General features: G+C 70.5%; 3 protein-coding genes and 2 tRNA genes. 3 read left to right on the top strand and 2 right to left on the bottom strand.

The annotated features are described in order from the left end of the window. Positions 1-28 precede the first annotated feature (28 nt). Together ABD811_RS28315 and ABD811_RS28310 are read right to left on the bottom strand one after the other, a co-directional pair. Positions 29-102 (bottom strand) — tRNA-Phe (locus tag ABD811_RS28315). Positions 103-129: 27 nt separating this feature from the next. After that, positions 130-207 (bottom strand) — tRNA-Asp (locus tag ABD811_RS28310). Between the two features lie 371 nt (positions 208-578). On the opposite strand from ABD811_RS28310, the gene ABD811_RS28305 reads away from it, so the two are divergent. The 3 genes from ABD811_RS28305 to ABD811_RS28295 all read left to right on the top strand — a co-directional run bounded on the left by ABD811_RS28305 (position 579) and on the right by ABD811_RS28295 (position 6,457). After that, positions 579-2,033, top strand: a complete 1,455-nt coding sequence (locus ABD811_RS28305) for an amino acid permease (protein WP_344953792.1) — start codon at positions 579-581, stop codon at positions 2,031-2,033. 184 nt (positions 2,034-2,217) lie between these two features. Continuing rightward, a complete protein-coding gene (locus tag ABD811_RS28300; protein WP_344953789.1) occupies positions 2,218-4,128 on the top strand; it encodes an adenylate/guanylate cyclase domain-containing protein in 1,911 nt (636 codons plus the stop codon). A gap of 1,441 nt (positions 4,129-5,569) precedes the next feature. Next, entirely contained in the window at positions 5,570-6,457 is an 888-nt protein-coding gene (locus ABD811_RS28295) for a glycerophosphodiester phosphodiesterase (protein WP_344953786.1), read from the top strand. The last annotated feature ends 41 nt before the right edge of the window (positions 6,458-6,498 follow it).

Genomic DNA, 6,498 nt, shown 5'->3' with positions numbered 1-6,498 from the left:
TCCGGGCCTTTTTGCTGGTCAGATGGTGTGGGCAGGGGCGGGGTCGAACCGCCGACCTTCCGCTTTTCAGGCGGACGCTCGTACCGACTGAGCTACCTGCCCATGACGCGCCGGAGACGGCGGCACGCCTGGCGGTCCTGACGGGATTTGAACCCGCGGCCTCCACCTTGACAGGGTGGCGAGCACTCCTAACTGCTCCACAGGACCTTGCTCTCCTGAGCCTAACCGCTCCGGAGGTGTTCCCTGACCGGCCCTCGCCGGTCTTTGGCAACGACCGAGAGCATACGCGATGCCCGAGGTGAGCGCCAACTCGATATCGCGGCCGCCGGGCGTCCGGGTGGGACGGTGAGGAGGGGTGGTGAGAGGGAGAAGGTGCTGGTGGGAGCCGCTTCGGGCGGGTGGGCGCCAGTGGCGCCGCGCAAAGTGTCGGTGCCGTCGCGTACGGTGACATTCGGATGTGGTGGTGCGGCGTTCCTGCTGGTTTGGGCGAGTACTTAGTATGACCGGGGTCACCCACAAGGGGACTGCAGACGCCGCCGCCCCATCGGACGGCGGAGAAGAGAAAGGCCCAGAGGCACATGGCTCCAAACACTGCCGACAGGCCCCCTGAGGAGGCTCAACCGGCCGGGGAGGGCTATCACCGGGCGCTCGGCACCCGGCAGATCCAGATGCTGGCGATCGGTGGCACCATCGGCACCGGTCTGTTCCTCGGTGCGGGGACCAACATCGCCAAGGCCGGCCCCAGCCTGATCCTCACCTACGCGGTCGCGGGGCTGGCGCTGTTCTTCGTGATGCGGGCGCTCGGCGAGCTGCTGACCTACCGGCGCGCCCCGGGCGGGTTCGCCGACTACGCCCGGGAGTTCCTCGGGCCGTTCTGGGGATACGCGACGGCCTGGACGTACTGGGTCATCTGGGTGACCACCGGGATGGCCGAGCTGACCGCCGCGGGCAAGTACGTGCAGTACTGGTGGCCCGAATTCGACCAGTGGAAGACCGCCCTGATCGCGCTGGTCGTGCTGTTCGTGATCAATCTGATCTCGGTGCGGCTGTTCGGCGAGCTGGAGTTCTGGTTCGCCATGATCAAGGTCGCCGCGATCGTGATGATGATCCTGGTCGGGCTGGCGGTGCTGATCTTCGGGTTCACCGACGCCGGACGCACCGCCTCGGTGACGAACCTGTGGTCGCACGGCGGGGTCTTCCCCAACGGGTTCGGCCACACCCTGATGACGCTGCAGATGGTCATGTTCGCCTACCTGGGCGTCGAGCTGGTCGGCGTGACGGCCGGCGAGGCCAAGGATCCCGAGAAGAACATCCCCCGCGCCATCAACGCGCTGCCGATCCGGTTCGCGCTGTTCTACCTGGGGTCCCTGCTGGTGATCCTGTCGGTGGTGAGCTGGACCGAGTTCGAGGAGGGCACGAGCCCCTTCGTGCTGGCCTTCACGAAGATCGGCATCCCGGCCGCGGCCGGCATCGTCAACTTCGTGGTCCTGACCGCCGCGCTGTCGTCCTGCAACGCGGGCGGCCTCTACTCCACCTCGCGGATGCTGCGGACGGCGGGGGCCAACGGCGACGGTCCCAAGAGCCTGGCGCGGCTCAACGGCCGTGGCGTGCCCGTGCTGACAGTGGTGATCTCGGCGGTGGTCATGGGCATCGGCGTGGTGGTGAACGCCGTCGTCCCGGAAAAGGCGTTCGAGTACATCACCTCCGTTTCCACCGGCGGCGCCATCATGGTGTGGGCGGTCATCGTCGTCGCCCATATGCGTTACCGCCGCGCGGTCGCCGCGGGACGGCTGGCCGCCGCCCCGTACCGCATGCCGGGCGCGCCGTTCACGAGCCTGCTGGTGCTGGCGTTCTTCGCGTTCGTCACCGTGCTGATCGCCTGGGAGGCCGACACCCGTGTCGCGCTGTACGTGATGGCGGGCTGGCTGGTGCTCGTCGTCGCGGGATGGCCGTTCGTCCGACGCGGCTCCCAGCAGGCCCCTGTGGCCGCCGTCCCGGCATCCGCCAGTAGTACCGCCCGCAACACCACCTGACCGGGGCGCCGCCGTAGGGACACATCGTCCTTACGGCGGCGTCCAGCCGTATGTCCTCGCGGTGAGGAGTTTTTCATCGCGTCGACTTCGGGGCGCTTTAGGGTGAATGTGTCGCCGGGGTCGGGGGACGACGGCCGTCATGGACCTCGGGAGACCGGGGAGGGCAAAGGTGACCGGCAGGGCGGTGGCACGTGGGCTCGGCGCCCGCCTGGACCTCCCCGGTGTCCCCCGGACCATGCTCGAGATGCGCGTCCGCTGGGTGCTGCTGGTCGTGGTGGGCCTGGCCAACCTGGGCGGCGCCGCGGTGGTCCTGCTGTTCGCCATCTTCGTGGTGCCCGACCCGCCGCTCGCCGACCCCGAGTACGCCCGCGTCGTCAACACCATCGCGTTCTTCAGCTATCCGGTGGTCGCCGCGCCCGTGACGCTGCTCGTGGGGCTGCGGCTGTGGCGCCCGGTCGTCCGGCTCGTCCGCGACAAGGGCGTCCCCGACGCGGCGCAGCGGCGCGCCGTTCTGCTCGGGCCGCTGCGGCTGACCCTGCTGGTGGGGGTGATGTGGGGCGGCGGCGCCGCGGGCTGGGCCGTGCTCGACCTGACGCTGTTCACCGGCCGGCTGGCCGTCAAGGCGGGGCTGACCTGCCTGCTCGGCGCGATGACGACCTGCACGATCGTCTACCTGCTGTCGGAACGGCTGCTGCGCCCGGCGGCCGCGCTGGTGCTGGCCAGCGAGCCGCCGCGCGGCCTGCGGCTGCCGGGCGTCACCACGCGGGTCATGCTCGCCTGGGCGCTCGGCACCGCCATCCCGATCCTCGGCCTGATCTGCGTGGCGATCGCGGCGCTGGTCACGCCCGGCATCGGCACCGCGCAGCTCGCCACCACCGTGCTGGGCCTCGGCGGGGCCGCGCTGGTGGTCGGGATGCAGGTCACCTACATCGCGACCCGTGCCGTCGCCGACCCCATCGCGTCGGTGCGGGAGGGCATGGCCCGCGTCGAACGCGGCGACCTCGGCGCCCAGGTCGAGGTGTACGACGCCAGCGAGGTCGGCCAGCTGCAGGCCGGGTTCAACCACATGGTCGCCGGCCTGCGCGAACACCAGCGGCTGCGCGACCTGTTCGGGCGACACGTCGGCGAGGAGGTCGCCCACCTTGCGCTGGAGAGCGGCGACATCAGGCTGGGCGGGGAGACCCGCGAGGTCGCCGTGCTGTTCGTCGACCTGGCCGGTTCCACCCGCCTCGCCGACAGCCGCTCACCCGACCAGGTCGTCGTACTGCTCAACGCGTTCTTCGGCGTGGTGGTGAACGTGGTCGGCCGCCATGGCGGCTGGATCAACAAGTTCGAGGGCGACGCCGCGCTGGCCATCTTCGGCGCGCCCACCCGTCTCCCGGACGCCGCGGGCGCCGCGCTGGGGGCCGCCCGGGAACTGGCCGCCCGGCTGCGCACGGAGGTGCCGCAGCTGGACGCGGGCGTCGGGGTGTCGGCGGGCCCGGTCGTCGCCGGCTACATCGGCGCCGAGCAGCGCTTCGAGTACACGGTGATCGGCGACCCGGTGAACGAGGCCGCCCGCCTCAGCGACCTCGCCAAGACCTTCCCCGGCCGGGTCCTGGCCTCCGGCGCCCTGCTACGGGCGGCCCGCCCGGCCGAGGCCGAGGAGTGGGAGCTCGGCGCCTCGGTCATCCTGCGCGGCCGCAGCAAGCCGACCAGGCTCACGATGCCTCGTCCGCCCTTCGTTCCCACCGCCCGGCGGCGCCTTCTCCCGCGCCCCCGCGTCGTCCGCCGCCGACGGCTTCCTGCGGGCGACACGTCGCCGTGGGCCGGGATCGTCCGGCAAACGAAGCCGTCCCGCACGAGAATCCCCGGCCTCAGGCCCTTCAAGCGATCCGAATCCGCAGACGATGCACCCCGCCCAAACCAGATCAAGTCCGCGCCCACCCCTGCACGCCCCATAGCGAACGACCACCCCGTGCCCCCACCCAGAACCGAACCCACACCCCCACCCAGCACCGACCCCAAACCTTCGCCCGGCGCCGCGTCGACGCCCTCGCCCGGCGTTGAGTCCACGCCGTTGCCCGGCGTTGACGCGACGGTGGATGACGGTTGATACAACCGCGCTGCACCGAGTGGTGGTCGGCGGCCGTTTGGCGTCGTTCGTGTGGTGGGCTGGTTGTCGGTGTCGGAGGATCCGGTCCGGTGTCGGTGGTTGTGCCTGGTGATTCCCTTTCTGGTGTCGGCGGTGCTGCTCGTGCTGGGCGTAGCCGTCGCCCCCGTCTGGCGCCGAGTCGCCGCCGCCTGGTGCTGAGTCCGTCGTGGCGCGGTTTCCTGTGGACGCGCTCGCGCGGTGCTGAGTCGATGCTGTCGCCCCCGCCGGGCGTCGAGTCGACGCTGCTGCCTGGCGCCGAGCCGATGCCGTCACTGGGCGCTGAGTCGTTGCCGCCGCCCGGTGCTGAGCCGTTGCCGCCGCCCGGTGCTGGGTCGATGCCGTCGTGCGGTGTTGAGTCGATGCCGTTGTCCGGTGTTGACGCGACGTTGATGACGGTGGATGACGGTTGATTTCATCGCGCGGGGCCGGGTGGTGGTCGGCGACTGTTCGGCGTCGTGCGTGTGGTGGGCTGGTTGTCGGTGTCGGAGGATCCGGCCTGGTGTCGGTGGTTGCGGCTGGTGGTTCCCTTTCTGGCGTCGGCGGTGCTGCTCGTGCTGGGCGTATCCGCCGCCCCCGTCTGGCGCCGAGCCGACGCTGCTGCCTGGCGCCGAGCCGACGCCGCCACCGGGCGCTGAGTCGATGTCGTCGCGCGGTGTTGAGTAGACGCGCTCACGCGGCGCTGCGCCGATGCCGTCGCCCGGTGTTGAGTCGACGCCGTTGTCCGGTGTTGACGCGACGGTTGATTTCATCGCGTCGGGCCGGGTGATGGGCGGCTGCCGTTTGGCGTTGTTCGTGTGGTGTTGGGGTTGTCGGCCTCGAAGCGTCCGGTGCGGTGTTCGGTGGTTGTGCCTGGTGGGTTCCCTTTCTGGTGTTTGCTCGTGCTGGCCTGTTCGTGAGGTGTGGGAGAGCGCGTCTTTGCCGGTGACGGTTGGTGGATTGGTGTTCAGGGCGGCGCGGTGTGGCGCACGATGGTGGGCGGGGGCGACGAGGCGGTCAGTGTGTGTAGCAGCAGCGAAGGTTGGCGAGGGCCGGGGGCGCCAGCGCAGTAGTACGGCCCAGGGGGAGGGGCGACGCGTTGCTGAGTGGCAGGGCGGTGGGTGGGGCCAGTGGTGGCGGGACCCGGTGGGGGCCTTTTCGCTGATTGGGGCCGTGTCGTGCGGCGGGTGGAATGTGGGCGGATGGCGTTTTTGGGTCGCGGGCCGCAGAGCGCGTGTCGGGGTGCGTGATGTGTCGCCTTTGGTGGTGTGGCGGGGAAGCAGGCGGGCGGATTAAGGCGGGCCGATAGGGCGGGTGCGGCGTGTCTCGTCCATCTGGATTACACGAGCTGCTATCGATCTGTTACTTGAGTGTCACCGGACGGCTCAAGGGTTGGACCGACATCGCCTACCTGCAAGGGGTGCCAATGTTCCGACGGCTCGGTCTCACCCTCGCCGCCGCCGTGGCCGCCACGCTGGTCACCGGCACGGCGGCGGACGCGGACGCGGCCGCATCGACGTCGAACCTCGGGAAGGTCACGGTCGTCGCGCACCGCGGTGCCTCCGCGTACGCGCCGGAGAACACCATCGCCGCGTTCAAGCTGGCCCGCAAGCAGCGCGCCGACATGTTCGAGCTGGACGTGCAGGAGACCAAGGACCACAAGCTGGTCGTCATCCACGACACCACGCTGGCCCGCACCACCAACGTGGAGGAGGTCTTCCCCGACCGGGCGCCGTGGCGGGTCGCCGACTTCACCCTCGCGGAGATCCGCAAGCTGGACGCCGGGTCGTGGTTCGGCGCCGAGTACGCGGGCGAGCCGGTGCCGACGCTGGGCGAGTCGCTGCGCGCCATGCGGCACAGCGGTATCGGGCTGCTGCTGGAGGTGAAGTCGCCGGAGCTGTACCCCGGCATCGAGAAGCGGATCGCCGACGAGCTCAGGCGCAACCCGCTGTGGCTGCTGCCCGACCCGCGTGAGCGCAGGCTGGTGGTCCAGTCGTTCAACTGGGAGTCGATGGAGCGCTTCAGCGACATCATGCCGGGGGTGCCGATCGGCCTGCTCGGCACGCCCACCGTCGAGCAGCTGCCCGCCCTGGCCGCGTACGCCGATCAGATCAACCCGCGCCACACCGATCTGACCTCGGCGTACGTCAAGCGGGTGCACGCGCTGGGCATGGAGGTCTTCACCTGGACGGTGAACGACCCGGCCGCGATGCGCAACGTCATCGGGCTCGGCGTGAACGGCGTCATCACCGACAAGCCGGACGTGCTGCGTCAGGTCCTGACCGGCGGCGTGCGGGAGCGGGCGGCCGCCTGATCTTCGGCACGCGAGCTGTACGCCGCGCCGCCGACCCCCGC

It is taken from the genome of Actinomadura miaoliensis, assembly GCF_039536785.1.
GTDB classification, from domain to species: Bacteria; Actinomycetota; Actinomycetes; order Streptosporangiales; family Streptosporangiaceae; genus Spirillospora; species Spirillospora miaoliensis.
Note: the sequence above shows the minus strand (reverse complement) of the source record. Positions and strands in the feature narration are given on the sequence as shown.